Origin of the sequence: Pollutimonas harenae, from assembly GCF_004153685.1 — a bacterium.
In the GTDB taxonomy this organism is placed as follows: domain Bacteria; phylum Pseudomonadota; class Gammaproteobacteria; order Burkholderiales; family Burkholderiaceae_B; genus Pusillimonas_C; species Pusillimonas_C harenae.
This window is the reverse complement of sequence record NZ_SDQD01000001.1, coordinates 1-24,394: the sequence shown is the minus strand read 5'-3', so window position 1 is coordinate 24,394 and position 24,394 is coordinate 1. Positions and strand designations below refer to the sequence as shown.

At 54.6% G+C, this 24,394-nt stretch carries 22 protein-coding genes; 11 read left to right on the top strand and 11 right to left on the bottom strand.

Going from position 1 to position 24,394, the window contains the following annotated elements; translation table 11 throughout:
* Nucleotides 1-46: 46 nt before the first annotated feature.
* Nucleotides 47-1,066: a copper resistance protein B gene (locus tag ERD84_RS00115; protein WP_257215213.1), complete on the bottom strand. Its 1,020-nt coding sequence runs from the start codon at nt 1,064-1,066 to the stop codon at nt 47-49.
* Nucleotides 1,063-2,886 carry a copper resistance system multicopper oxidase gene (locus tag ERD84_RS00110; protein WP_130038831.1) on the bottom strand — a complete coding sequence of 608 codons (1,824 nt, stop codon included), beginning with the start codon at nt 2,884-2,886 and terminating at the stop codon, nt 1,063-1,065. Before ERD84_RS00110 ends, ERD84_RS00115 begins: the two co-directional genes overlap by 4 nt.
* A gap of 358 nt (nt 2,887-3,244) precedes the next feature.
* Between ERD84_RS00110 and ERD84_RS00105 the strand changes: the two genes are divergently transcribed.
* The 6 genes from ERD84_RS00105 to ERD84_RS00075 all read left to right on the top strand — a co-directional run bounded on the left by ERD84_RS00105 (nt 3,245) and on the right by ERD84_RS00075 (nt 9,265).
* Nucleotides 3,245-3,928 (top strand): heavy metal response regulator transcription factor, encoded by a 684-nt coding sequence (locus tag ERD84_RS00105; protein ID WP_130037082.1) that lies wholly within the window; start codon nt 3,245-3,247, stop codon nt 3,926-3,928.
* Between the two features lie 3 nt (nt 3,929-3,931).
* Nucleotides 3,932-5,338 carry a Cu(+)/Ag(+) sensor histidine kinase gene (locus ERD84_RS00100; RefSeq protein ID WP_130037080.1) on the top strand — a complete coding sequence of 469 codons (1,407 nt, stop codon included), beginning with the start codon at nt 3,932-3,934 and terminating at the stop codon, nt 5,336-5,338.
* Between the two features lie 667 nt (nt 5,339-6,005).
* Nucleotides 6,006-6,434: a DUF4148 domain-containing protein gene (locus ERD84_RS00090; RefSeq protein ID WP_130037078.1), complete on the top strand. Its 429-nt coding sequence runs from the start codon at nt 6,006-6,008 to the stop codon at nt 6,432-6,434.
* 220 nt (nt 6,435-6,654) lie between these two features.
* Nucleotides 6,655-7,245, top strand: a complete 591-nt coding sequence (locus ERD84_RS00085; RefSeq protein ID WP_130037076.1) for a TetR/AcrR family transcriptional regulator — start codon at nt 6,655-6,657, stop codon at nt 7,243-7,245.
* A 98-nt stretch (nt 7,246-7,343) separates the two neighbouring features.
* Nucleotides 7,344-8,324: an alpha/beta fold hydrolase gene (locus ERD84_RS00080; RefSeq protein WP_130037074.1), complete on the top strand. Its 981-nt coding sequence runs from the start codon at nt 7,344-7,346 to the stop codon at nt 8,322-8,324.
* A gap of 74 nt (nt 8,325-8,398) precedes the next feature.
* A complete protein-coding gene (locus tag ERD84_RS00075) occupies nt 8,399-9,265 on the top strand; it encodes a sigma-70 family RNA polymerase sigma factor (RefSeq protein WP_130037072.1) in 867 nt (288 codons plus the stop codon).
* Here ERD84_RS00075 and ERD84_RS00070 read toward each other — a convergent pair.
* The 9 genes from ERD84_RS00070 to ERD84_RS00030 all read right to left on the bottom strand — a co-directional run bounded on the left by ERD84_RS00070 (nt 9,262) and on the right by ERD84_RS00030 (nt 16,638).
* Entirely contained in the window at nt 9,262-10,248 is a 987-nt protein-coding gene (locus tag ERD84_RS00070) for an alpha/beta fold hydrolase (protein ID WP_130037070.1), read from the bottom strand. The two genes, ERD84_RS00075 and ERD84_RS00070, sit on opposite strands and share 4 nt — an antisense overlap.
* An 81-nt stretch (nt 10,249-10,329) precedes the next feature.
* Nucleotides 10,330-11,082, bottom strand: coding sequence for an SDR family NAD(P)-dependent oxidoreductase (locus ERD84_RS00065; protein ID WP_130037068.1), 753 nt, complete (start codon nt 11,080-11,082; stop codon nt 10,330-10,332).
* A gap of 37 nt (nt 11,083-11,119) precedes the next feature.
* Entirely contained in the window at nt 11,120-11,635 is a 516-nt protein-coding gene (locus ERD84_RS00060; protein ID WP_130037066.1) for an Ohr family peroxiredoxin, read from the bottom strand.
* Between the two features lie 19 nt (nt 11,636-11,654).
* Nucleotides 11,655-12,410, bottom strand: a complete 756-nt coding sequence (locus tag ERD84_RS00055; protein ID WP_130037064.1) for an SDR family oxidoreductase — start codon at nt 12,408-12,410, stop codon at nt 11,655-11,657.
* Nucleotides 12,411-12,523: 113 nt separating this feature from the next.
* Nucleotides 12,524-13,546 (bottom strand): LysR family transcriptional regulator, encoded by a 1,023-nt coding sequence (locus ERD84_RS00050; RefSeq protein ID WP_130037062.1) that lies wholly within the window; start codon nt 13,544-13,546, stop codon nt 12,524-12,526.
* Between the two features lie 82 nt (nt 13,547-13,628).
* Entirely contained in the window at nt 13,629-14,036 is a 408-nt protein-coding gene (locus ERD84_RS00045; RefSeq protein ID WP_130037060.1) for a cupin domain-containing protein, read from the bottom strand.
* A gap of 52 nt (nt 14,037-14,088) precedes the next feature.
* Nucleotides 14,089-15,009, bottom strand: a complete 921-nt coding sequence (locus ERD84_RS00040) for an MBL fold metallo-hydrolase (protein WP_130037058.1) — start codon at nt 15,007-15,009, stop codon at nt 14,089-14,091.
* 70 nt (nt 15,010-15,079) lie between these two features.
* Nucleotides 15,080-15,559 (bottom strand): carboxymuconolactone decarboxylase family protein, encoded by a 480-nt coding sequence (locus tag ERD84_RS00035; RefSeq protein WP_130037056.1) that lies wholly within the window; start codon nt 15,557-15,559, stop codon nt 15,080-15,082.
* Between the two features lie 197 nt (nt 15,560-15,756).
* Nucleotides 15,757-16,638 (bottom strand): RNA polymerase sigma-70 factor, encoded by an 882-nt coding sequence (locus ERD84_RS00030; protein WP_130037054.1) that lies wholly within the window; start codon nt 16,636-16,638, stop codon nt 15,757-15,759.
* Nucleotides 16,639-16,907: 269 nt separating this feature from the next.
* Between ERD84_RS00030 and ERD84_RS00025 the strand changes: the two genes are divergently transcribed.
* From ERD84_RS00025 to ERD84_RS00005, 5 genes are all read left to right on the top strand, one after another.
* A complete protein-coding gene (locus ERD84_RS00025; protein WP_130037052.1) occupies nt 16,908-18,467 on the top strand; it encodes an efflux transporter outer membrane subunit in 1,560 nt (519 codons plus the stop codon).
* On the top strand, nt 18,460-20,031 hold the full coding sequence (locus tag ERD84_RS00020) for an MFS transporter (protein WP_209019796.1): 1,572 nt from the start codon (nt 18,460-18,462) through the stop codon (nt 20,029-20,031). The genes ERD84_RS00025 and ERD84_RS00020 overlap by 8 nt, the downstream gene beginning before the upstream one ends.
* A gap of 15 nt (nt 20,032-20,046) precedes the next feature.
* Nucleotides 20,047-21,099, top strand: a complete 1,053-nt coding sequence (locus ERD84_RS00015; protein ID WP_130037050.1) for an HlyD family secretion protein — start codon at nt 20,047-20,049, stop codon at nt 21,097-21,099.
* Between the two features lie 119 nt (nt 21,100-21,218).
* Nucleotides 21,219-21,902 (top strand): DedA family protein, encoded by a 684-nt coding sequence (locus ERD84_RS00010; protein ID WP_130037048.1) that lies wholly within the window; start codon nt 21,219-21,221, stop codon nt 21,900-21,902.
* A 732-nt stretch (nt 21,903-22,634) separates the two neighbouring features.
* Nucleotides 22,635-24,266 (top strand): ABC-F family ATP-binding cassette domain-containing protein, encoded by a 1,632-nt coding sequence (locus ERD84_RS00005; RefSeq protein ID WP_130037046.1) that lies wholly within the window; start codon nt 22,635-22,637, stop codon nt 24,264-24,266.
* Nucleotides 24,267-24,394 lie beyond the last annotated feature (128 nt).

Genomic DNA, 24,394 nt, shown 5'->3' with positions numbered 1-24,394 from the left:
AATGAGGGAAGCGCTTCAGGTTGGCCACCCTCCGTTAGAAGGAATCTCAAAACCGGAAACTCAAGCCTGCGACGAAGCGGGTTTCCTGTTTGGACTCTTCGGCTGCGCGAGCGTAATCCGCCGTTTTTCCGAATTTACTGGACCACTCCACGCCAACGTAGGGAATAAGCTGACGCGTGACTTCGTACTTGAGGCGCAAGCCTGCAGTGCCGTCCGTCAGGCCGCTACCGATCCCCCAACGTTCATCGTCCTTACCATGGAAATTCACTTCTACGCTCGGTTGAAGGTAGAGCTTCTGAGTAAATAAAATGTCATATTCCGTCTTGAGTCTAAGAGCGGTTCGCCCGCTGGGGCCGACATATGCGGTGGCATCCACCTCGAACCAGTAAGGAGCAAGCCCTTTAAAGCCGAAGGCCAACCATTCTCGATTTGGCGCGCCTTGTGCGTGGTCAAAACGAACACCCAGCTCTGTGTCCCAGAAAGTGGAGACCGCATGCCGCCAAAGCAGTTGAGTTTCGGACGCTTGCAGCTTGCCGCTTGCGACTTCCCCTTCAGCCTTGATTACGGCGCGGTTATAGGTGCTGCCATACCAGGCCTCACCTTCATAGGCCGTCCACTCCTTACCCCGAGCCCTGACGTATTCCAGCCGGTCGAAGTTTACGGAACCGAAGTTATGCATGTCCGACATGACTAGCGTCTCTGATGGCGGCAACGCATATTTGCCCGCATTACGCACATAGCCTTCGGAGTAGGCATCCGGATCACGGGCATCCGGCGGGGCCGAGCCACCTTGCATTTGCATATCGCCGTGATCCATTTCGCCACTGCCATGATCCATAGCGCTCATAGCGTGCGCGGTGGCTGTCGAGCCGTGATTCATGTCTGGAGCCATCGTGGATGTGGTTGTTTGTGGTGTCGGCGACGTGTGGACAGCATGGCCCGCATGTGTCTGGGCATAGGCAAACATGGGCGCAGCACCCGCTGTTGCGATTGCCGCAGCAAGGAGTTTTTTCTTCAATTGATTACTCATGAGCGGGATGCCTAACGTTTCGTTGATTGTTTTCATGCCACCACCACCTCGCGGAACATGCCAGCATCCATGTGCAGCATCAGATGGCAGTGCCAGGCCCAACGCCCCAGGGCATCGGCGGTTACAAGAAAGCTGATTCGCTGAGCCGGTTGCACAGGTATCGTGTGTCGACGGGCTTGAAACTCTCCACTCGGTGTTTCCAGCTCGCTCCACATGCCATGTAAGTGCATTGGATGCGTCATCATCGTATCGTTGTGCAAAATAACCCTGACCCGCTCTCCGTACCGGAAATGAACGGGGGTCGACTTGCCGTATTCGACGCCATCAAATGACCAGGCATAGCGTTCCATGTTTCCGGTCAGATGAAGCTCGATTTCGCGTTCCGCGCCGCGAGGGTCCATCGCGCCGCCCACGGTGTGTAAGTCGGAGAGCGTCAGTACGCGTCGCCCATTATTTCGTAGACCGATACCGGGATCGTCCAGGTTGGTACGCGGCATGTCTACCCGCATGTCGATGCTGGCACCGTATTCTGTTCGGGCATGGCGTACCTGAGTACTGGCGCCGGTCGTTGACATGGCGCTATGGTCCATGCCTGCCATTGCACCGTGATTCATGCCTTGCATGCTGCCATGGTTCATTCCAGTCATCTTGCTGTGGTCCATTCCGGCCATCGTGCCGTGGTCCATACCGCCCATGGAAGATTGGCCAGCTGCGCCGTGGCTCATTCCGGCCATACCCGCGCCCATTGAACCCATCATGTCCGCCATGGTGAGCCATTCCGCAGGGTCAAGCGCAGGCACGGGCGCGTCGAGACCGGCACGCGTAGCCAAAGTGCCTCTTGCGTAGCCGGTGCGGTCCATGGCTTGCGCAAAAACGGTATAGGTGTCGTCCTTGGGCTCGACCAGCACGTCGTAGGTTTCCCCTGGCCCAAAGCGAAACTCATCCACCGTTACGGGTTCTACATTGACTCCATCGGCCTGAACGACTGTTAACTTCAGGCCTGGTATACGCACATCGTAAAAGGTGTTGGCTGCCCCGTTGATGAAACGCAGGCGGACCCGCTCACCGGGCCGAAAAAGCCCCGTCCAGTTGCCCGCAGGCGTTGTGCCGTTCATCAGGTAGGTCAGCACGTTCGCGGATAGGTCGGCCAAGTCTGTGGGACTCATGCGCATTTCGTTCCACATCTTGCGCTTGTCGATGGCTGCTTTCAGGCCATCTCGTGAGGCATCCTGGAAGAAATCAATAGCGGTAGGCTGGTTATAGTTGTAGTAGTCGCCTTGCATTTTGAGCTTGGCCAGGACCCGCATCGGATCTTCATCTGTCCAGTCCGAGAGCTGAACGACGTATTCGCGGTTAGCGTGGATCGGATCGGTTTGTACCGGATCGATGATAATTGCTCCGTAAACACCGGTGGCCTCCTGCATGCCTGAGTGCGAGTGATACCAGTATGTGCCGCTTTGTTCAACTTTAAATCGGTAGGTAAACGTTTCGCCAGGTGGGATGCCGGAAAAGCTGATGCCTGGCACGCCATCCATTTGGAAGGGCAGGATGATGCCGTGCCAATGGGTGGACGTCGCTTCCTTTAAGCGATTTTTCACATGGATAGTGACCGTGTCGCCTTCACGCCAGCGCAAGGTGGGCGCTGGGAGCGAACCATTTACCGTCGTGGCTATGCGAGGATTACCAGTGAAGTTCACCGGCGATTCACCAATTTCCAGGTTAAATTCGGTTCCGCTCAGTATTTGCGCAGATCCCGTGCTGGTGCGGTCCGACTGCCCAAGGGCCCGGGCATAGGGTGAAAGGCCCAGAAGTACGCCACCAGCCGCCAACCCTTGAACAAAGCGGCGACGGGGCATGAACGATGCGGGAACGGCTAGCGTAGAGGGGCGTTTCACGCGAGAAAATCCTGTGAGTTAATTGTGTGTTAATGCTTCTTCTGTCGGGTCGAAAGTAGAAACGACAGATGCCATTTCTTAACTTTAATCAAGTGCGCCTGTCGGATGCGTGACGGCTCCATTACTTTTCTGTAATCAAAGGGGCAACGGTCGCTGTGCTAGCTCGCACAAACCTGTTTTGAAGGGATCATTACAATGTTGTAATCATCCGGTCATCTGTGCGTCAGAGTCCCAGCTTTAGACTCGGATGACACGCAGGAACAAGCAGCGACAAGGTCTTTTCGCTGGTCGCTTACACGCGAATTACAGGAGCAATCGCATGAAACTGCTCGTTGTTGAGGACGAGATCAAGGTGGGCGATTACGTACGCCAAGGCCTCATGGAGTCCGGGTTCGTGGTTGACTTGGCACGTACCGGCTTGGACGGCCACCATCTTGCGCTGACAGGATCCTACGACCTGATAATTTTGGATGTCATGCTGCCCGATGTGGATGGATGGCGTATTGTGCAGGCGCTACGTGATGCAAAATCGCCTACTCCCGTCCTCTTTCTGACAGCACGCGACAGCGTTAACGATCGTGTAAAGGGCTTGGAACTTGGGGCGGATGACTACCTGGTAAAGCCTTTCGCTTTCTCTGAGCTTCTCGCTCGGGTACGTACATTACTGAGACGCGGTTCCGCCCCTGTATTCAACGATCAACTGCAGATAGCTGATCTCGTTCTCGACATTCCCCGCCGGCGAGCTCAGCGTAATGGGATACGTATAAACCTTACGAATAAGGAATTCGCCTTGCTGGAGCTTCTGGTACGACGTCAGGGCGAAGTGCTGCCGCGCTCACTCATTGCCTCCCAAGTTTGGGACATGAATTTTGACAGCGACACCAATGTCATTGATGTCGCCATCCGACGTCTGCGAGCCAAGATCGATGATGAATACGAGCCCAAGCTCATCCATACGGTGCGCGGCATGGGTTATATGCTAGATGTTGCCCTTCCTGTCTAGCCGATGAAACGGCGTCCTGCGTCTCTGGCCGTACGGCTAACCGTTTCTATCGGAACGGTTATAACGGTGGTACTACTGTCCTTCGGATGGGTTATCGAGCGGTCAATTAACGATCACTTTATCCAACAGGACGTAGATGAGTTGAATGCTGTTGTTCAAGCGTTAAAGCACACGCTCGCAACTCTGCCGCCCAATGACAGCTCTGAAGCACTACGAGGGCGGCTCGCAAACGCGGTCTCCGGCCACCACAATGCGCAGTACCGGATATCAACGGCAAACGGTGCCGTGATTTATGCGACGCCCGGCTCAGACCTCGCTAGATTTGCGACTATTGCGCAGCCTGTTGAGCAGATCACGATCGGGACAGTGGGCATCTGGCAAGACCATGGCGAAACGTTCAGAGGCGCTGTTCTACGGATTGCACCTGATGGGCTGCCCGGCATGGCCCCGCTTACCATTGCAGTGGCTACCGGGATTAACTTCCATTTGCACTACCTGGAGAGTTTCCGCGACTATCTTCGCCTCATCACGGTCTTCGCCTGCCTTATCGCGATTCTGGCCACGTGGTTGGCCGTACATCAAGGTCATGCGCCCATACGGCGGATAAGCCGTGAAATACGAAGCATCAGGTCTGATCAATTGCATATCCGGCTGGCAGCTGACGCAGTCCCCACTGAGCTAGTCGAACTCGCAACATCTTTCAATCAGATGTTGGACCGTCTCGAAGATGTTTTCAAACGACTATCTGACTTCTCGGGAGATATTGCACATGAACTGCGCACCCCGATTACGAATATCAAAACGCAGACTGAAGTGGCGCTCTCGCAGGCGCGCGATGTCGAACAGTATCGCGAGATACTGTACTCCAATCTTGAAGAGTATGAGCGTATGGCAAAGATGGTGGGCGATATGCTGTTCTTGGCTCAAGCCGACAACAATCTCCTGAAACCAGAACTTGTCACGATTGATCTCGATGTTGAAATCCGGGTGCTCTTTGATTATTTCGGTGCCTGGGCCGAAGAACGCGGTGTTGCCCTAGAACTGGCGGGCGAGCGTGTGTGCATGTCGGGCGACAGGCTGATGATTCGCCGTGCGCTAAGCAACCTGCTGTCCAATGCTATCCGTTATACACCAACTGGAGAAACTGTCGACGTAAGCCTTCAAGCTACGGGCGATGTGGTAAAGGTTCGCATACAAAACCCCGGCCCCGTCATTCCTGCTGAACACCTGCCCCACATTTTTGAACGGTTCTATAGACCAGACGCGTCTCGACAACGCAACGGTGAAGGGGCCGGTCTAGGCCTGGCTATCGCAAAATCCATTATCGAAGCCCATGGCGGTCAGATTATCGTTAGCTCAACGGCACAATGGACAACGTTTGAGATTATCTCACCAGCGTCCAGCCTATAGCGCCACCTGATCCTCGATCAAACCAGAGCCACATAGCGCTAAAAATTCGATGTCATTTGTCGCTGAAGATTACAACCAACTGAGCATGATTGGCGCCCCATCTTCGATGGGTCCCTGACTGATGACGTTGCCAGCTCTTCGATCTGGCAGGCACCTTCAATTCCCCAAATTCGCTGTCGCTCATTTGTGGCCTTAAAAGTGCCACACAAGACGCACCCCTGGGATAAGAGCCAACTGGCCGACCACCAGCTCACGCCCGATATCGTGTTCCCGAATAAATGGGCCGGCAGCGCGAGGGTGAACGGCGGCCTCCCACCATCGAGGCTGGTTCCGGTTTCCAATATGCCAAAGCCGTTCAATCTCAGCTTCGGTCGGTGTCACATAGCGATTGCACATGCTTTATTGTGACAGAACCTATGTCTCGGCTACCAACTGGTAAGCATTAGCAGCCGAGCCCTATCCGTGGTCAATGTCTTTGCCGACGGGCTCTTTCAGAACCTCCCATTGTTTCATTAGAGTGGAAAGTACATGTCCTTCGAAGCCATTTATCCATTTGGTTGCCACTTTTAAAGTAACTACATCGGCGAGATAAAGACGTAGCTCGTCGAAGCCCCTGAATATTTTTCAAGGGATAGTTCAAGGCAATCATTTACTTAAGGGATATATCATGACACGTACCCATACCTGCGCTGTTGCGCTCGCATTCACCACCATGTTTGCCGGCCAAGCCATGGCCGCCACCACCGACGCGCCCGTCACACGGGAGCAAGTCAAAGCAGAACTCGCTGAAGCCATTCGTACCGGCAACGTTAGTTACGGTGAAAGTGGCCTAAAGCTTAACGAGCAATTTCCAAATAACTACATTACACAGCAGGTGGTCGCCACCAAGAGCCGTGAACAGGTCAATGCCGAACTGGCCGAAGCCGTCCGTACAGGCAACGTAAGTTCAGGCGAGAGCGGCCTAAAGCTCAACGAGCAGTTTCCTCAAAATTATCCTGCACAGCACCAAATGGCCAATAAAAGCCGTGAGCAAGTCAAAGCCGAACTGGCCGAAGCGATAAGCACAGGCAAGGTTTACGCTTACATCGAAGCGTAAGGAGCTTAATGAATTCGCTATATAACAGCTTCTATGACTGCGACCGCTCGGCTCCTGGCACGCAAAAATGTCTGAGCCGGCGCAGCAGCCTGGCGAATCTGATCCAAGGACCTGGAATAAGCGCTGCAAGTACTATTGACTGCGTCGATTTCTTAAAAAATGCTTTGACAATAACCGACCGGTCATTTATATTTAGTTTTCCTAGCTAGCGAAGAATGAAATGTCAAGACGACCCAATCCTGAAATTCTCCAGCGCCTCCTCAAAGACGGCGGGCGCGTGGTACACGAAGTCGGATTCCACGCATCTGGCGTTCAAGACATAGCGGCCGCAGCGAAAATCCCTAAGGGATCTTTTTATAGTTATTTTGACAGCAAGGAGTCATTTGCATCTGCCATATTGCAAGAGTATTGGACTGACATTGAGAACCGCCTAGTCCCCGTACTGTATGACCCAAGCATAAAGCCTTTGATGCGAATCAAACGCTTCTTTGAATTGCTTATAAACGAGCACGCGTCGAACAACTTCACAATTGGTTGCCTCATAGGGAATCTATCTCTCGAGCTAGCCCATAACAGTGATGAGGTACGTTCGACCTTGACACATATTTTGGGTAAGTGGGAAGCCGCACTGGCCTTATGCATAAAAGAATTTTTTAGCGCAACTGGTTCTGCCAAACAGCGTCATGCACATAAGCTGGCGGCGATCATCATAGATAGCTTCGAGGGAGCCACATTGCGGTCCAAGATAGAGCGCAATGGCAACGCGTTTCAGCGTTTCATCGACACTACGTTACCGCATATCTTAGAGTGATTAATTTGTTTCCTTTTTTTTGCTCTATTTATAGATGACTGGTCGTTTATATTTAGAGCGTTTTTGCGCCGCAGCTCAACTTTTAAAGGATTATCATCATGTCCCGTACGAATGTTTTTGTCCCCAATCGTCGGAGTCTGCTGCTTGGCAGCGCCTCCGCCGCTAGTGCCCTTTTGACTTCAGGCGTTGCCAAGGCTGCAGTTGCGGGCGGTAAGCCCGTAGCAGTAACAGACGCCAGGCCTGCTCCGACGTCAGCCAGCATTATCACCGCGGCTGACGGCACACAGCTCTACTACAAGGATTGGGGCTCCGGCCCTACCGTCATACTATGCCATGGATGGCCTCTCAGTTCGGATAGCTGGGAGGCGCAAATGCTGTTCCTCGCCTCGCAGGGATTTCGAACTGTGGCTCACGATCGCCGTGGTCATGGACGATCCAGCCAGACATGGCTGGGCAACGACATGGACCACTATGCAGATGATCTCGCAACTGTTATCGAAACGCTAAAACTGGAAGACGCCGTACTCGTTGGCTTTTCGACGGGTGGTGGGGAAGTCGCCCGGTACATCGGACGCCATGGTACGCGGCGTATTGCCAAAGTCGTGCTGGTTTCTGCGGTGACGCCGCTGATGCTCAAGACCGAGAGGAATCCGAAAGGGTTGCCGATCGAAGCATTCGATGCAATCCGCACGGCGCAAGTGGCAAACCGATCACAGTTTTACAAAGATCTTCCGGCCGGACCATTCTATGGTTTCAATCGTCCTGGTACGAAGTCATCGCAGGGATTGATCGACGAATGGTGGCGCGAAGGTATGCAGGGTGGTCACCACAACACCTACGAATCCATCAAGGCTTTTTCTGAAACCGACTTTACTGAAGATCTTAAAAAGATTGACGTGCCCACGCTTATCGTCCACGGAGACGACGATCAGATCGTACCTATAGAAGCAGCTGGCCGGGCCTCAGCAAAACTCATAAGAAACTCGAAGCTGATCGTTTACCCAAACGCTCCGCACGGTTTGCCCGAGACGCACCGAGACAAGTTCAACGCTGACCTACTTGCCTTCCTCCACAGTTGAGCTAAGGTTGTCGCGCACAGTGCGGCAACCTCCATAGCAGCCTATATATAAAGGCGCGTGCCTGAGGGAATGCCATGAAGCATGAATCACTTTCCCAAGTTGCTGACCACCAGAGCCAACAGACTGAGGGCGGTAACGAACATACTTTCATTCGACTTGGCCGGCGACTGCAAAGAATTGCCTATCGTATGCTGGGCTCGGTCGCCGAAGCCGAAGATATAGTTCAAGAAACTTGGCTGCGATGGAATGCAGCAGCCGGACAAGAGATTGAGAATGAGGAAGCATGGCTTGTCTCAGTCACGACAAGGTTGTCCGTTGACAGACTCCGTGTCATTAAGACTCAACGTGAACACCATTCAGAACTATGGCTGTCGGAGCTTCAGATGACAGAATCTCCGGCGACACCCCAAGAAATCAATGAGCGAGCTGATGATGTGTCGATGGCATACTTAATACTGCTCGAGCAACTCGCACCTGAGGCGCGTGCGGCCTTCCTGATGCATGAGATCTTTGAGATCGACTACGATCAGATAGCCCAAATACTACATAAAACACGGGAAGCATGCCGGCAACTGGTTAGCCGTGCAAAGGTACAGTTGCGTGGCGAGCGGTCACACTTTTTCGTGCCCCAGGAAATTCATCACCGTCTGCTCAAGATCTTCGTCCAGGCTCTCGAACGAGCTGACTTGGCCGAAATCAGCGCATTATTAGCCGAAGAACTTGTGTTGATGGGAAATAGTGATCAACAGAGCACTTGCTTCCTAAAACAAGATGAACAATCACCTGCGTATGTGCTATCTCATATGATGTCCGATCCACCGCACGATAATCTGTTTTTGTCAGCCCGAGAAGGACTAAAGCCCTTTCGCCAGCGTCGTCGCTCAAGGAGTATCGTATACGATACTCCTTCCACCCACTTGACAACACCAGACGAGTTTTAGCCTTGCAGAAAAGTCAACAGATCGGAATGCAAGCGTTCTCTATGCGTCTCGGTGAGCCCGTGGGGCGCGCCGGAATAGACGATTAGTTTGGCATTTTTTATCTGGGCGGCTGACTGCCGGCCTCCGACGTCAATGGGCACTATCTGGTCATCATCACCATGAATGACTAACGTGGGAATATCAAATTTCTTCAGATCCTCAGTAAAGTCAGTTTCGGAAAAAGCCTTAATTGAATCATACGTGTTCTTATGCCCGCCTTGCATGCCTTGCTGCCACCATGCATCAATCAATCCCTGGGAAATTTTGGCGCCTGGGCGGTTGAAGCCATAGAAGGGGCCGGCAGGTAGGTCACGGTAAAACTGAGCCCGATTGCCAAGTTGAGCAGCACGAATATCGTCGAATACATTGATCGGCAGGCCGTGGGGGTTTGTTGCGGTCTTGAGCATCAGGGGAGGCACGGCAGAGATAAGCACCGCCTTCGAAACACGGGATGTACCATGACGCCCGATATAACGGGCGACTTCCCCACCACCCGTCGAAAACCCCACCAGTACTATGTCCTGCAGATCTAGAGTTTCGATAACGGCGGCAAGGTCATCAGCATAGGTGTCCATGTCATTGCCATGCCATGGCTGACTGGAGCGTCCATGACCGCGGCGATCGTGAGCTACGGTACGAAAACCCTGGGATGCTAGGAATAGCATCTGTGCCTCCCAGCTATCCGAGCTCAGCGGCCACCCATGACTGAAGACTACGGGGCGACCTTCGCCCCAGTCCTTGTAGTAAAGGTGTGTACCATCGGCCGCCGTGATGATATTGACTGATCTCGAGGCGGATTTGCTATTCCCTTTAACTGCCGTTTTGGCTGTCGCCGGTGGTGCCGTTATGAAGCTAGATGCAATCAGCTTCTCTGCAGCTGGACCGCTTTCGATAAGCGAGCTTTGGGGAAGAGTAGCACGAGTATTGTCAGTTGGAGTTCGCATGATTGTTAACCTCGGAGTTGAGAAGATTTGCTGTTAGCACTAGTGGGGTTGGTTGCCAGCATGCTGACGGACACTCTCGAATTAGGTCACACTGAGTCCGCCATCAATGGCAAACACCTGACCGGTGACCCAGGCAGCATCGGGGGACGCGAGCGCAACGATCCAGCCAGCCACATCATCGGGCAGACCGCGTCTACCGAGCGGAATGCGGGCACGCTCACTCGCCTTGATGTTTTCGATTTGCTGAGCCGACAACTTCATTCTTTCCGAGAGAAAATCGCTTTCTGTAGGACCTGCGGCAACGGCATTTACTCGTATGCCGTCGGACGCAAGTTCGAGCGCCCAACACTTGGTCATATGCTCGAGCGCCGCCTTGCTGGCTGCATAGTGCGAGAGGGCCTCTGCCGCCTTGTGTCCGAAGGTACTTGTTACATTGACAATGGTGCCGCCGGACTGCTTCAAATAAGGCAGTGCCGCCGTAGCCAGCAACGACGGGCCAATGACGTTAACAGAGAATATTTCGTTAATTTGCGCAAAGTTGGCCTGTGACAAAGGGAGAACGGCACCGGCACCTGCATTGTTGACCAGTACATCCAGCCGTCCGTGTCGACGTATGAGTTCATCGATAGTTCGCGTAGCATCGGAAGGGTTGCCAGCGTCGGCCACGATGTAATCGATGCCAGATGCGGTGCGCACAGACTGCTCGAGTGCTTCCTGTCTACGACCGGTGATGACTACGCGAGCGCCCTGCTTGGCAAACGTTGATGCCGCAGAGAGGCCAATGCCGGCGCCACCGCCGGTCACCAGCACGACTTGGTTATTGAATTTGGTCATTGTGTTACTCAAGAAAGAAGAAGGTTAATTTCCGGTATTACTGCTCGCCAGTCTCATCCGTCGGCACAAGCGCCACAATATTTGTAATGCCTTGCCGTGCCATCTTTGTATACGGGCAAAAGCGTTCGGTGTTGCGGACCAGTTCTTCGGCGATAGCTCGCTCTACGCCGGGTAAACGAATCCGCGTGTGAGCGGTCAGGACGAACAAGCCATCCATCGGGTCACGGCTAAAGTCGACCTGGACCTGCACAGAACTGTTAGGAATTGCGATCCCATCACGCGCTGCGAGCAAGCTCAGGGCACCGTGAAAACAGGCGGCATATCCGGCTGCGAACAGTTGCTCCGGATTGGAGCCTCCGCCCGGTCCGCCCAGCGCCTCTGGCAGGCGCAGGTGGACGTCCAGGTTACCGTCATCAGAGCGAGCAACGCCAGACGCCCGCCCATGGCTAGCATCGCCGCCTGTCACCGTGACGGTGGTCGAGTAAAGCGTTCGCGTATCGCGTCCGCGGTATTTGTCTAGTAAGGATAGGGGTGGTGCTTTTAATGTGGCCATAATTTGCTGAGCTTGTTACTTACCTCGATGTGCTCGACTGAGCGAACCAGGCATCAAAGTTCACGGAGCCGAGACGAGGATTGATGCCTGGCATAAGCGTGTCGCTTTTAAGCTCTGCGCCGAAGTAAGGAGCGTGTACGTCCTCTACAACCCTACGTGAATCGGCCGTCGCCTCCAGGTAACGTCGAACCAGGTCAGACAGTCTTACACGTTCCGGACCGGCAATCTCGACGATGCCATTGCAAGGGCTGTGAACAGCGTAGTCCGCTACAGCCGCAGCGACGTCGTCTGATGAAATCGGCTGGAAGAACGCCGGAGATATCCGAACGGCTTCACCGGAGCTACCTGCCTGTGCAATACCGCCCAGAAATTCGAAGAATTGCGTTGATTGGACGATGGTATAAGGCACGCCAGATTCGCGTATGAGTTTCTCTTGTGCAATTTTTCCGCGGAAATAGCCGCTTTGTGCTAAGCGGTCGGTTCCTACAACGGATAGGGCAACGTGATGTTGCACTCCGGCCGCAATTTCGGCGGCTAAGATGTTGCGGCCGGAGGCTTCAAAGAACTCCAAAACATCTTTATCGGCGAACGACGGGGAGTTGGCAAGGTCTACCACAACAGCGGTGTCTACCATGGCTTGTGTCAGCCCTTCACCCGTGATGGTGTTGATACCTGTTGCAGGGGCCGCTGCAATAACTTCATGCCCTTGATCTTTTAGCTTTTGGACGACCTTGCTACCGATGAGGCCAGTGCCTCCAATGACAACGATTTTCATAGCATTCTCCTGATGGTGGGTATGTATGAAAATTGTAGGATTGAGCGCGGACTTGCGGTAGAGCCGGAAACGGACTCATGGTGTTGCATTGAGTGCATCAATGGATGCACTCATCAGGCCGCAGCGGCGTTCGCCAGCGTGGTCAGGCATTGCAGGTCAAGTGAGCGAATTTGTTCGGCGATGTGGTCAACGAATACGCGAATTCTTGCGGGAAGCTGTTTGCGGCTTAGGTAGCACAAATAATGGCCGCCATCGTCGGGGGCATGCTGTGCAAGGCAAGCGACCAGTTTCTGGTCATTGAGCAGATCGCACACCAAGTAAGCGGGGAGTTGCGCGATGCCCTGGTCATGCAGTACCGCCTGTACGATCAGATCCAGATCGTTGAACGTATGTTCGGCGGACGGCAAATACCTCTGGGCATAGCCATCGATCTTGAATTCCCATTCTCTCGCGCGCCCCGACGCCATACGAAAGTTGACGCAGCGATGCTGAGTCAGATCATCGACACGGCGCGGAAGGCCATTGGCAGCTGCATAGCCGGGCGAAGCGCATACGACCATTTGCATCGAAATCAACTGGCGCGCCACGATATCGCAGTCTTCCATTCGTCCATCGCGAAACGACACATCGATACGGTCTGCAGTGAAATCGGCAGGCCGGTCGTCCAGCAACAGCTCCAACGTGATATCGGGGTACTGCGCATGGAAGCTCTGCAGCAGCGGGGCAATCACCTTGCGTCCAAAACCGGGTGTCGAATGTATGCGCAGATGGCCTCGCGGCGGGCCGTTTCGCAATTCGCGCAAATCTTCCAGCGCCTGCACGATACGCGTCACTCCTGGCTGGCAGTTTTCGTAGAACAATTCGCCTTCGCGGGTTAGCGCCGTGCTGCGCGTCGTTCGGTGAAACAGGCGGGCATCGAGTTGCGCTTCAAGCTTTTGCACACTGCGGCTCACTGCCGAGCGGCCTATGCCCAAGCGATCGCTGGCTCGCGAGAAGCTGCCTTCGTCGGCCACGGCCAGAAATGCAACAACACCCGCGTAACTGGTGACAAAACTATTGGCGAGCGAGTCGGCCGCGCTGGCTGGGACGCGGCGCGATTGCTCATTCGGTGTAGGGAGGGAAGTGGGAGTATTCATACTTGACTAGACGTATGAATACTTCCCTGTGTGACTCTGTTCGCCTCGTTTTTTCAAATCGTTACATTAGCACCGAAACGGCCTAATGCTCCAGGATGAAGAACGGTACGTTTTGATCTTTCAGCAGCAAAACCAAAAATTTCGCCGGTTGCGTCTGACTGGCGTTACGCCCGATGGTATGCAAGTCGTTGGGACCTTCGTAGAAGCTTTGTCCTTGTGTCAGCGTCACTTCTTGACCACCTTGCACTTGCATCACGATCGAACCTTCCAACACATAAACGAAGCTGTGTGCACGATGCCGATGCACTGGGTCCACAGCCCCGGGGGGATAGTCGACCGTAATCATGAGGGCTTCCTTGCCCGGGTAATCGTCCAGCGGCTTAGTCATAACCTGCTTGACTATCGCTTCGGGCGGGGCTGCTTGAGCCACGCCGGTTAGTATGCCTGCGGTCATCAATAGGCTGAACGCAGCTTGTTTTAGGATAACCATAGTAAAAACTCCAAAGAGAAAGCCCGATTGTTCGGATCGGACCCACAGACGGTCAGTAGTCCCAGAAGACCGGTACCCAGCGGAATACGTCGCCATCGACCGCCACTCGGCCGACGGATGGGAACGGTAGGTGAGTGGCTACCAGTAGTTCGCTGGTTGCCGCTACTTCCCGCAAAAGACCGACCCGAACACGGGCAGCCTCCTCGGGGTCATGTTCGAAGCCGTTGTGCCAGTCAGGATGCTCGAATCCGACTGTAAACACAGCGTCACCGGCGAACGTTAGCCCTTCGCCGCCAGACGCTACGCGGACTACGACGTGCCCGGGCGTATGACCACCGGTACGACGGGCGACCACCCCCGGGGCTACCTCGTATTCGTCCTCGAAAGGTCGCAGGTAGCTGCCGTACTCTTTTATGAACCGCGTCGCAGTTGACCGAAGCGCGTCCGGGAACCCAGAAGGCATCGAGGTGAGAGAGAAATCGGGCGACTCCCAGAACTTGACCTCGGCGGCTGCCACATGGATACGGAGATCCGGGCGCAACTGGTCCTTCACCCCTTCGACGAGTAGCCCGCCAATGTGGTCCATGTGCATATGAGTGAGTACCACGTCAGTTACTGAGCGAAGGTCGATGCCAGCGGACTGTAGCCGCTTGACCGTCTGCCCTGCTCGAGGTAATTGTAAGTCGGGGTCCGATCCTAGCCCAGCGTCGATCAGTATCGTCTGCTCGCCGCTGCGTACCACGACCACGTTCAGTGCCCAGTCGAAAGCGTCTGGAGGCAGGAACATGTCTTCCATCCAGGCTGCCCGGATGGCTGGGTCGGCGTTGTGTCCCAACATCGCGGTTGGGAGCGGTAGTACGCCATCGCTGATCACCAGCACTTCGATTTCGCCAACCTGCACTGCGTAGCGCGACGGAACTAGTTCATTGGTACCCACGTTATTGAGGATTAAGGTGTTGTCTAAGCTATTCATAATTAATCTCCACAGAGGAAGCCCGATTGTCCGGGCCAAGCCAGTCGGCATACTGGCAACAAGATGCCGTTCAGGCGAGGTTGGCTTTGTCCAAGCCAAAAGCCTTATCGGCCGAACCCGGTACAGTCTTAAACGCGACATTCGCGCGATTCCATGCATTAATGGCCATTACATCGAACGTCAAGTCAGACAGCTCTTTTTCACTCAATTGAGTCCGCACTCGTTCGTAGATCTCGTCCGATACACCGTGTTCAGGCAGTTTTGTTAGCACTTCGGCCCAAGCGAGTGCTGCGCGTTCGCGTGGTGCAAAGAGTGTGGATTCGCGCCATGCCGCCAAATGGTGAATACGCAGTTCCCGCTCGCCATGGATGCGTGCCTCCTTTACGTGCATGTCGAGGCAAAATCCGCAGCCGTTGAGCTGAGAGGCTCGAATTGAAACCAAGTCGCGGATTGCCTGTTCGATTGTGGTGTTGTTCAGGGCGGTGCTGAACTCCATGAATTTCTTGAACAGTTCGGGGGATTGCTGAATGTAGTTGATGCGATGTGTCATGATTGCTCCAGACGATGATGATGAGGGCAGCGCCCTGGTTTGCAGGGCCCTGATCACGGCAGAAGGCCGCATGTCATCATCGTAGGGAGCAATGGTGTATGGCGGTAGACACGCAAGCGGGCTCACTGTGTTGTCTCATGCGCACCAAACAGGAGTTCCCTGATATGGGCTGAGCTCCGAAGATCGCGAGCAAATACTCAGCTACGCATATATGCCGCAGCGATACGTGTCAGCTTGTCGGGATTGCGCTGAACGAAAATGCGGGTGATACGTTCGCCGTCAACTTCGAACATTAATGCCGATTCGAGCTCACCCTGGATATAACGCAGCAATGCCCACTGTTCATTTAGCGCGGCAAGTTCCATGCGAAGCTCGGTCTTGTAGCGGAGTGATGCGGCAAAGAAAAGCTGCGCAATCCGCCTGCCCCCAAGCATAGGCTTCGGAAAACTGGTTACCTTGCCGCCGCCATCGCCCATCAATACGGCATCTTCGGCCAGCAGCGCAGTGATTTCGGCAAAATCTCCGTGCTCGAGTACCTGCGCAAACGTCTGTAATAAACTGTGATGCGTTTTGGGCGACACGGTAAAGCGCGGCTGGTCATTACGCAGTTGTGCTCTTGCGCGGCTCACCAACTGCCGACATGCCGCCTGCGTCTTCCCGAGGGTTTCTGCAATCTGGTCATAGTCAGCATCAAACACCTCGTGCAAAAGAAACGCTGCACGCGCTTCGGGCGTTAGCCGTTCGAGCAGCAGTAGATAAGCCATGGATACATCGTCGGCGCGCTCGCGGATTTCTTCCGGCGTAGCCGGAAACTCAGTCATGAGAGGCTCGGGCAACCATATGCCGGAGTAATGTTCACGCTGCGCCTTGACGGCGCGAAGCCTGTCGATAGATAAGCGCGTCGTGACAGCGACGAGCCAGGCTTCTTCGTTGTCGATACTATGATTGGCCGCCCCATGCCAGCGTAGCCACGCGTCTTGCACGACGTCTTCGGCTTCGGCGACCGAGCCCAGCATTCGATACGCGATTTGCTGCAATCGTGAGCGAAGCTGATCAAAGATAGGTGCAGCGTCGGTCATGGGCAGATGGTTATGTCGGCAGCTTTTTCAGCGTTGGCTGGTGTTTCATAGAGTTTCTGAAACTCGGTTTGTTCACGATTACGTATTCGCGGTTTGGTCTATTTCATGCGTTCAAGAATAGTGACAATAGTCGATTGTTGTTGCAGAGACAACACCTTGAGCCCATTTACGGCCCTACTGCCGCTCCTCGACTACGCCTAAGATTTGTTCTGAAGACAGTCATAAGGATGTCTTTGCAGTGCCGGGGCACTATCCGGCTGGACATCGCCATGATCTCAAAAACAGTGCTTTCACAATTGTATCGGTGCATAGGCGCTGTGTTATGCACGGCTTCTCTGGCTGGTTGCACGGTCGGCCCTGATTTCATGGCACCTGACAGCGGGCTTAGCAAAGTGGTGCTAGCTCCCCGGCAGGACTATATGGTGCCTCTCTCGATTTCGGAGGTCAAGGTACCTACGAAGTGGTGGCTGTTATTCAACGATCCGTTGCTGGCGACGCTGCAAATGCGTGCACAGGATGAAAATCTGGATCTGCAACTGGCGTCCGAACGCATTGAACAAAGCCGGGCGCAGCTTGGTATCGCTTCCTCGCAGTTGCAGCCCCGCGTAGCAGCCAGTTCCCGCTACACGCGTGAGAGGCTCAGCGAACATGGCAAGTTTGTCGCTTTGGGCGCGCCTGCGGGTCCCAGCGACTTCTGGCAGATAGGGTTTGACGCCGGTTGGGAGATTGATCTGTGGGGCCGGGCGCGACGAGTGCGAGAAGGCGCAGCTGCGTCCATGGAAGCCATTGTGTATGACCGCGAGGCTGTTAGGGTATCCATATCCGCCGAAGTTGCCCGGACCTATTTGCAGCTTCGCGGAATACAGTCCCAGCTGGATATCGCTCAAGAGAACCTCATAATTGCGCAGCGTACCTTGAGGCTGGCTGAAAGCCGTGTGCGCAACGGCGTCGCAACTCGATTCGAAACCTCATCAGCCAGTGCGCAGTTGGCGACGACCAAGGCCACTGTGCCCGAGTTGGTTGCGCACAGAAACCTGCTGATGAACGCGCTTGCCTTGCTATTGGGAGAAAAGCCTCGCGCGCTCGATGCGGAACTACGCAAAGGCATGCCCTTGCCTTCGATTCCGACTCGCATACCAGTTGGAATCCCTTCTGAGTTGGCCCATCGGCGCCCCGACATTCTGAGTGCCGAAGCGCAGCTTCATGCTGCCACAGCGGCCATCGGCGCGGCGAAGGCCGACTTCTATCCGCGTATCGGGTTGAAAGGCAGAGTCGGCGTAGAAGCATTCGAAAGCGGTGATCTAGATAGCTGGGACTCCCGCCTGTTTTCGATAGGACCGACGATTTACCTTCCTATCTTCCAGGGCGGGCGATTGATGCAACGCCTGGCTCTGAATGAAGCACGGCAAAAATCCGCTGCCATCGCGTATAGGCAAACGGTTTTGCGAGCCTGGCACGAAGTGGACAATGCTCTCGATGCCTGGGCCGCCCAGCAGAGTCAATACGGTGAGCTGCGGGTTTCATATGAACAGAACAAGCAGGCCTTGCATATTGCCGAGCGAGGTTACCAGCAAGGCGTAGCCGATTATCTAAGCGTTCTGACGGCGCAGCGGAACCTGCTTGCCAGCCAGACCCGTCTCAATGCCAGCGCAACCGATGCTGCACTGACCGTGGTCAATCTATACAAATCCTTGGGAGGTGGCTGGGACCCAGACGGACTCAACACCGAGCCGCGAATCACCGACTATGATTCAGCGAACACCTCGGCATCCGGGCAGTTCCCATCGTCTCGCCGATCAGCTCCCGATCGCGGGCTATCCAATGAATAGCGCTGCACTGTCGCAGCCGGCGGTAGCCTCAGCTCCCGGGACGCCTATGGTCACTTTCTCCATGCGGCTCATGGCGGGACTTGTCGGCATTTTCATCGCTGCCATGATGGCGGGGTTGAACAATCGAGTTGGCGCATTGGCACTTGCGGATATACGTGGCGCCCTTGGATTCGGTTTTGACGGCGCCTCATGGATTACCACGGTCTACAGCGCAGGGGAGTTTATTGCCATGCCATTTTCGGCGTGGTTTGCCATAACGCTCTCAGTGCGCCGCTTCGAGTTATGGATGCTCGGTGCTTGTGCGATGTTGGCCCTAGTGCTGCCCTTCATCCAGGATCTGAACCTGTTGTTGATCTTGCGCTTCTTGCAAGGCATTGCCAGCGGCACGATGATCCCATTATTAATGATGGCTGCCCTGAAGTTTCTGCCGCCGCCTATACGCCTACATGGGCTGGGCTTGTATGCGATGACCGCCACCTTCGCGCCCAATCTCTCTATTTGGCTGACGGGCTACTGGGCTGATGGTGTGTTCGACTGGCGCTGGGCGTACTGGCAGGTCATTCCCCTGGCTGTCATCTCGGGCTACCTGGTCGCTTGGGGTTTGCCGAATGAACCCGTCCAGACCTCGCGCTTCCGGCAGGCTAACTGGTTTGGCATGGCATGCGGTATACCAGCTCTTGGTTTTATTGCGGTGACACTGGACCAAGGTGCCCGGCTGGACTGGTTTCACTCATCTTTAATTGTGTTTTCGCTGGTGGCCGGTCTTGTGCTGCTGTCCGTCTATTTGCTGACTGAGTGGTATCACCCGTCCCCATTCATCAAGTTGCAGATCATGGGCCGCAGGAATTTGGGGTTGGGCTTCACTCTGTTCATCTTCCTGTTGGTAGTGCTAATGTCGAGCTCGCTACTGCCATCAAGCTATCTTGGGCATGTTCAAGACTACCGACCACGACAGATGGCATCTATTGGTCTTATCGTTGCCATACCGCAACTGATTTTGGGGGCTGGTGTGGCACTTCTGCTGTACCAGAAGTGGATCGATGCGCGGCTTGTATTTGGATTGGGACTGTTGCTGATTTCGTTGGCGTGCTTTTCCGGTGCGCAATTGAGCTCAGACTGGAACGGAGATCAATTCGTCGTCCCGCAAACCTTGCAGGCCTTTGGCCAGCCCATGGCCGTGATATCGATGTTATTTCTATGCACTAGCGTTGTGCAGCCTCACGAAGGGCCATATGTGTCCGGTATCGTCAACACGTTGCGAGCCTTCGGTGTTCTGCTCGGCGCTGCGGTGGTCGGCCATTTGGTTACTGTGCGTGGGCGCTTTCATGCCGAGATGCTGCTGAACCATGCAGCCCTTACAAATGCCTCTCTCTCGCTTTTTCCCGAACCTGCCGTGCTCACGCAGATCATCAGCCAACAATCGCTGGTGTTGTCTATCGCGGATGCCTATCGCGTGCTGGGCATTCTGGCACTCCTTTTGATCCCCTTAGTGCTGCGGCTCAGTTATATCCCTGCACCGGGCTCACATGTCGCCACGGCAGCATCTTCCGTCCCATCTCCCTAATACGGACAATAGATTATGGCATTACCAAAGAAAGCTAAAATCATCAGTGCCGTGCTATTGCTTGTAGTGGCAATCAGCAGTGCTCTCTATCTTAATCGTTCCGAATCGAGCGCATCGACTCAAACAACAAACGATGCGTACGTACAGGCGGACCTCACCATGGTAGCGCCCCAAGTAGCGGGAGTTGTCGACGAGGTATTGATCGAAGACAACCAGCACGTAAAGAAGGGGCAATTGCTCTTTACCATAGACGATCGTGATTTTGTCGTGGCAGTGAACGCGACAAAGGCCCAAGTGTCCAGTGCACGGGCCACTATCGCCGGCCTAGAAGCGCGCCTGATGCAACAGAGATCCACCATACGACAGGCACAAGCGGCGGTTGCCGTAAGCGACGCCTCGCTTAAACTGGCCAGAGCAAATCGTAAGCGTTACCGGAATCTGGCCAAGGATGGCTCGGGAACGATGCAGGCCCTGCAGCAGGCCGAAGCGCAGTTGAACATTCAGCTCGCTGGGCTGGAAACCAACCAAGCCGGTTTGGAAATTGCCCGACAACAGGTGAGTATTCTGAAAGCCGATCTGGCAAAAGTAAGGGCAGGCCTGTCGCAGGCGCAAGCTGCTCAGGTAGCCGCTGAGCTGAAGCTTTCCTATACCCGCATCATTGCACCGATCAGCGGCACAGTGGGGAAAAGATCGGTCCGCGTTGGCTCATTTGTCCACATCGGACAGCCGTTGCTAGCGATCGTGCCCCTTGATGCTGTCTACATCAGAGCCAATTTCCGTGAAACACAACTGGCACGCGTACAAGAGGGGCAGGCCGTTGATATCGAGGTGGATGCCCTGCCAGGAGATGTACTGAAAGGAACCGTGGACAGCGTGGGGCCGGCCAGCGGAGTCAGCTATTCCCCTATTGCTCCACACAATGCTACCGGCAACTTCACGAAGATCGTACAGCGCTTGCCCGTGCGCATTCGCATCGATCCCGGCCAACCTTCGGCAGCAAAGCTGAGGGTTGGCATGTCCACAACACCAATGATTCGTATCGAGTCAATGTCGGGTTCAACAAGATGATGGCGCGCTTCGATTGATGCCTGGAAGGCAATATAGTGAGACCGTCTCCAAGCCTACCGCGCGATGATGCGGCTCTCTAGAATTGGCTTTACACAGAAAGCTCAGACGGAGACAACATCATGGACCATTTGCTTCACCTTGCACGAGAGATCTTCGAACAGCACACCGAGCTACTCTTGTTCGCAACGGTCTTTCTGGAGCAGATTGGGTTGCCTGTGCCGGCCTATCCCTCACTAATTGTCGCCGGCGCCCTTCCTGCAACTATGGCTGGTGCTGGCTTTCTTTGCCAGATGCTCGGTATGGCTGTTCTCGCCTGCCTCACGGCCGACATGGTGTGGTACTGGATGGGTCGCCGGTTCGGCAGCGCCTTGACTCGCAGAATCTGCCATCTGTCCATGTCGCCAGACGAGTGTGTCATGCGTAGCACCAGTTTCAATCAAAAATACGGGCTCAGCGCATTATTGATTGCTAAGTTTTTACCTGGCGCTGGCGCAATGACGACACTGCTTGCCGGAACGAACAGGACAAGCTTGCGTAAGTTCATTGCTTACGACGCGATAGGTTCCATTATCTGGGCGGGCTCTGCGTTGGCTTTGGGATATACCTTCCAGGACACCGTTTTAAAAGCGATAGCGTTCTTGGCCCCTTTTGCATGCCTTGGTGTCGCTGCGATGATCTTCATCATTCTTGTCTATATAGCTGCACGATGGCAGGTCCGGCACGGTGCCCGGACGCCCATCAAACTGGCGCCGCTCAGTGCTATTTCATTACTGCAGCAAGTGAGGGTTGATGAAGAACCATAGTGCAGTTAAGGAAAAATTCACCAGTCATTTTGATGGGACATTTGTAGTGGGTATCAACTGAATAGTATTGGCATCCCATCTTCGATGGGTCCCTGACTGATGACGTTGCCAGCTCTTCGACCTGGCTGGCACTTATAAATCCCCAAATTCGCTGCCGCTCATTTGTGGCCTTAAAAGTGCCACACAAGACGCACCCCTGGCGGGGTAAGGAAAGCGCTTGTTTTTCAATCGTTTGCGCGAAAACGACTGTATTTCTTGCTGTAGGGAGAATAGAGCGACAAAGTGATTTAAGGCATTGATATTTTGGGAAAAAATTGGGCCACAGCTGTGGCCCTTTTGCACGTAGACGCTGTAACCAGCCTGTGTCCTCAACATAATGACTACATGTCTATGACTTTCAATCTGCACCTTGATTGCATGGCGACAGCAAGGGTGCTATGTGATGGTTACGCATCGGTGACGGTAGCTTCACCTTGCTGTGACATCAAGCATACGGGGAACTGTCAGAGCTGCTGATTCATACTTTAGCAGACAGGTATCACTAGGTCCGAAGGGCAGAAACCGACCCCAAGCTGCCTCTCGGCGCGATATGCGGACCGCTTGGCTATAATTCACAGTCCAATACATTTTTTAGGAATCAGACCCATGCGCCATTGATGCGGCCGTTGAGACAACGGCAAATCTCCACTGCCCCCATTCGCAGGGGGAGCTCTTTGCATCTTTGGAAACAGTATGGCGACTCCCTATATCTCGTTGGAGGACGTTTCTTTCGTACTCCCGAATGGTGAGATTCTTTTCTCCCATGTGAACGAACACTTTGGCCAATGCCCCACAGGTTTGGTTGGCCGCAACGGTAGTGGAAAATCCGTTCTAGCTCGTATCCTGGCCGGTCAATTGCACCCCACGCAAGGGCGTTGCGTGCGATCAGGCGCAGTGCATTACCTCGCCCAACAGGTGAGTGCTCAAGACGGCACCACAGTGACTGACTTGGCAGGCCTGCGTGGCGTATTCGACGCGCTGCAACGCATTGAAAACGGTAGCTGTGCGCAGGCTGACTTTGACCTGGTGGATTCCCACTGGGATGCACCTGCGCAGTTGGCAAACGCATTGGCGCAGGAAGGCTTGGGGCATCTGGATGCTCACGCCCCAGCAAGCGCACTCAGTGGTGGTGAATCCATGCGCGTGGCCTTGGTCGGAGCAGTGCTGTCTAACGCGGACTTCCTGATCCTCGACGAACCCAGCAACCACCTGGACCAGCCCAGCCGCCTGCGCCTCATTGAATGGTTACAGCAATGGCGCAAGGGACTTCTGGTCATCAGCCATGACCGGCAGTTACTGGCCGCAATGGCGCGCATTGTTGAACTGTCCTCACTGGGCTTGCGAAGCTATGGCGGCAACTACGCGTTCTACGCCAATGCAAAAGCTCAGGAGCAGCAGCATGCACTGAACGACTTGGAACGCGCCCGATTGGAGCGAAAGCGCGAGGAGCAAGCTTTGCGCGATCAGCGCGAGCGGCAGGAAAAGCGTCAGGCTCGCGCAGCCCGCAGTGGTAAGGAGGCGAATCAAGCCAAAAGCCTGCTTGACCATCAGAAGGAGCGCAGTGATCAGTCCATGGGCAAGTTGCAACGCCAACAGACTCAGACACGGACCGAACTTGCGCAACGTGTGCGACATGCCGCCGCGCAGGTCGCGGAGGACGTGCACATCCACCTGCACGCGCCCATGAGCAACGGGGTCGCTCAACGACAGGTGCTGGCGCTGGACTACCTAGAGCTCCCGCCCTTCGTGCCGCCACCGCTTCAACACATCAGCCTGCAGGTCAATGGTCAACAGCGCATAGGCCTGATCGGCCCCAATGGCATCGGGAAATCGACCTTGCTCAAGGTGATCGCAGGGCGAATCGATGCTCTGTCTGGGCTGTGTAAGGTCACTGGCCGCGTGGCCTACCTCGATCAACGACTGGATTGCTTGGATGCCAAGCGATCCACTATCGAGGTGCTGCAGGATGTCAACCGCAGGCTCAGCGAGAACGAGCTCCGCATGCGCTTGGCCCAGTTGGGAATGGATGCACAAAAGATTGCGGTACCAACAGATTCGCTCAGTGGCGGAGAGCGCCTGAAAGCCGCTTTGGCTTGCGTGATCTATGCAGATGAGCCTCCGCAATTGCTGTTGCTCGATGAGCCGAGCAATCACCTGGATCTGCCATCGCTGGCAGCATTGGAAGCGTTGTTGACGGGTTATGGTGGCGCGCTGATCGTTACATCACACGACCAGGAATTTTTAAAACGGCTGAGACTGACCGACTTGCTGCATGCCGGATCGAATGGCTGGAACCTGAAGTCGTTTGAAGATAGCTTGCAATGACAGCTTCTGGCCGATTGTAGCCAAAGCCCGATGACTCAGTCCGACCCAGAGCAGCAAGTTGCGTTTCCCGATAGCAGCCGTTCAGCAAGGCCGAATCGCGATCACCCGGCCAGCAATTCCGCGCAACA

Excerpts from the sequence above, each read along its gene's own strand:
- ERD84_RS00115 (WP_257215213.1), bottom strand. The coding sequence starts at position 1,066 with ATGAAAACAATCAACGAAACGTTAGGCATCCCGCTCATGAGTAATCAA.
- ERD84_RS00110 (WP_130038831.1), bottom strand. The coding sequence starts at position 2,886 with ATGCCCCGTCGCCGCTTTGTTCAAGGGTTGGCGGCTGGTGGCGTACTT.
- ERD84_RS00105 (WP_130037082.1), top strand. The coding sequence starts at position 3,245 with ATGAAACTGCTCGTTGTTGAGGACGAGATCAAGGTGGGCGATTACGTA.
- ERD84_RS00100 (WP_130037080.1), top strand. The coding sequence starts at position 3,932 with ATGAAACGGCGTCCTGCGTCTCTGGCCGTACGGCTAACCGTTTCTATC.
- ERD84_RS00090 (WP_130037078.1), top strand. The coding sequence starts at position 6,006 with ATGACACGTACCCATACCTGCGCTGTTGCGCTCGCATTCACCACCATG.
- ERD84_RS00085 (WP_130037076.1), top strand. The coding sequence starts at position 6,655 with ATGTCAAGACGACCCAATCCTGAAATTCTCCAGCGCCTCCTCAAAGAC.
- ERD84_RS00080 (WP_130037074.1), top strand. The coding sequence starts at position 7,344 with ATGTCCCGTACGAATGTTTTTGTCCCCAATCGTCGGAGTCTGCTGCTT.
- ERD84_RS00075 (WP_130037072.1), top strand. The coding sequence starts at position 8,399 with ATGAAGCATGAATCACTTTCCCAAGTTGCTGACCACCAGAGCCAACAG.
- ERD84_RS00070 (WP_130037070.1), bottom strand. The coding sequence starts at position 10,248 with ATGCGAACTCCAACTGACAATACTCGTGCTACTCTTCCCCAAAGCTCG.
- ERD84_RS00065 (WP_130037068.1), bottom strand. The coding sequence starts at position 11,082 with ATGACCAAATTCAATAACCAAGTCGTGCTGGTGACCGGCGGTGGCGCC.
- ERD84_RS00060 (WP_130037066.1), bottom strand. The coding sequence starts at position 11,635 with ATGGCCACATTAAAAGCACCACCCCTATCCTTACTAGACAAATACCGC.
- ERD84_RS00055 (WP_130037064.1), bottom strand. The coding sequence starts at position 12,410 with ATGAAAATCGTTGTCATTGGAGGCACTGGCCTCATCGGTAGCAAGGTC.
- ERD84_RS00050 (WP_130037062.1), bottom strand. The coding sequence starts at position 13,546 with ATGAATACTCCCACTTCCCTCCCTACACCGAATGAGCAATCGCGCCGC.
- ERD84_RS00045 (WP_130037060.1), bottom strand. The coding sequence starts at position 14,036 with ATGGTTATCCTAAAACAAGCTGCGTTCAGCCTATTGATGACCGCAGGC.
- ERD84_RS00040 (WP_130037058.1), bottom strand. The coding sequence starts at position 15,009 with ATGAATAGCTTAGACAACACCTTAATCCTCAATAACGTGGGTACCAAT.
- ERD84_RS00035 (WP_130037056.1), bottom strand. The coding sequence starts at position 15,559 with ATGACACATCGCATCAACTACATTCAGCAATCCCCCGAACTGTTCAAG.
- ERD84_RS00030 (WP_130037054.1), bottom strand. The coding sequence starts at position 16,638 with ATGACCGACGCTGCACCTATCTTTGATCAGCTTCGCTCACGATTGCAG.
- ERD84_RS00025 (WP_130037052.1), top strand. The coding sequence starts at position 16,908 with ATGATCTCAAAAACAGTGCTTTCACAATTGTATCGGTGCATAGGCGCT.
- ERD84_RS00020 (WP_209019796.1), top strand. The coding sequence starts at position 18,460 with ATGAATAGCGCTGCACTGTCGCAGCCGGCGGTAGCCTCAGCTCCCGGG.
- ERD84_RS00015 (WP_130037050.1), top strand. The coding sequence starts at position 20,047 with ATGGCATTACCAAAGAAAGCTAAAATCATCAGTGCCGTGCTATTGCTT.
- ERD84_RS00010 (WP_130037048.1), top strand. The coding sequence starts at position 21,219 with ATGGACCATTTGCTTCACCTTGCACGAGAGATCTTCGAACAGCACACC.
- ERD84_RS00005 (WP_130037046.1), top strand. The coding sequence starts at position 22,635 with ATGGCGACTCCCTATATCTCGTTGGAGGACGTTTCTTTCGTACTCCCG.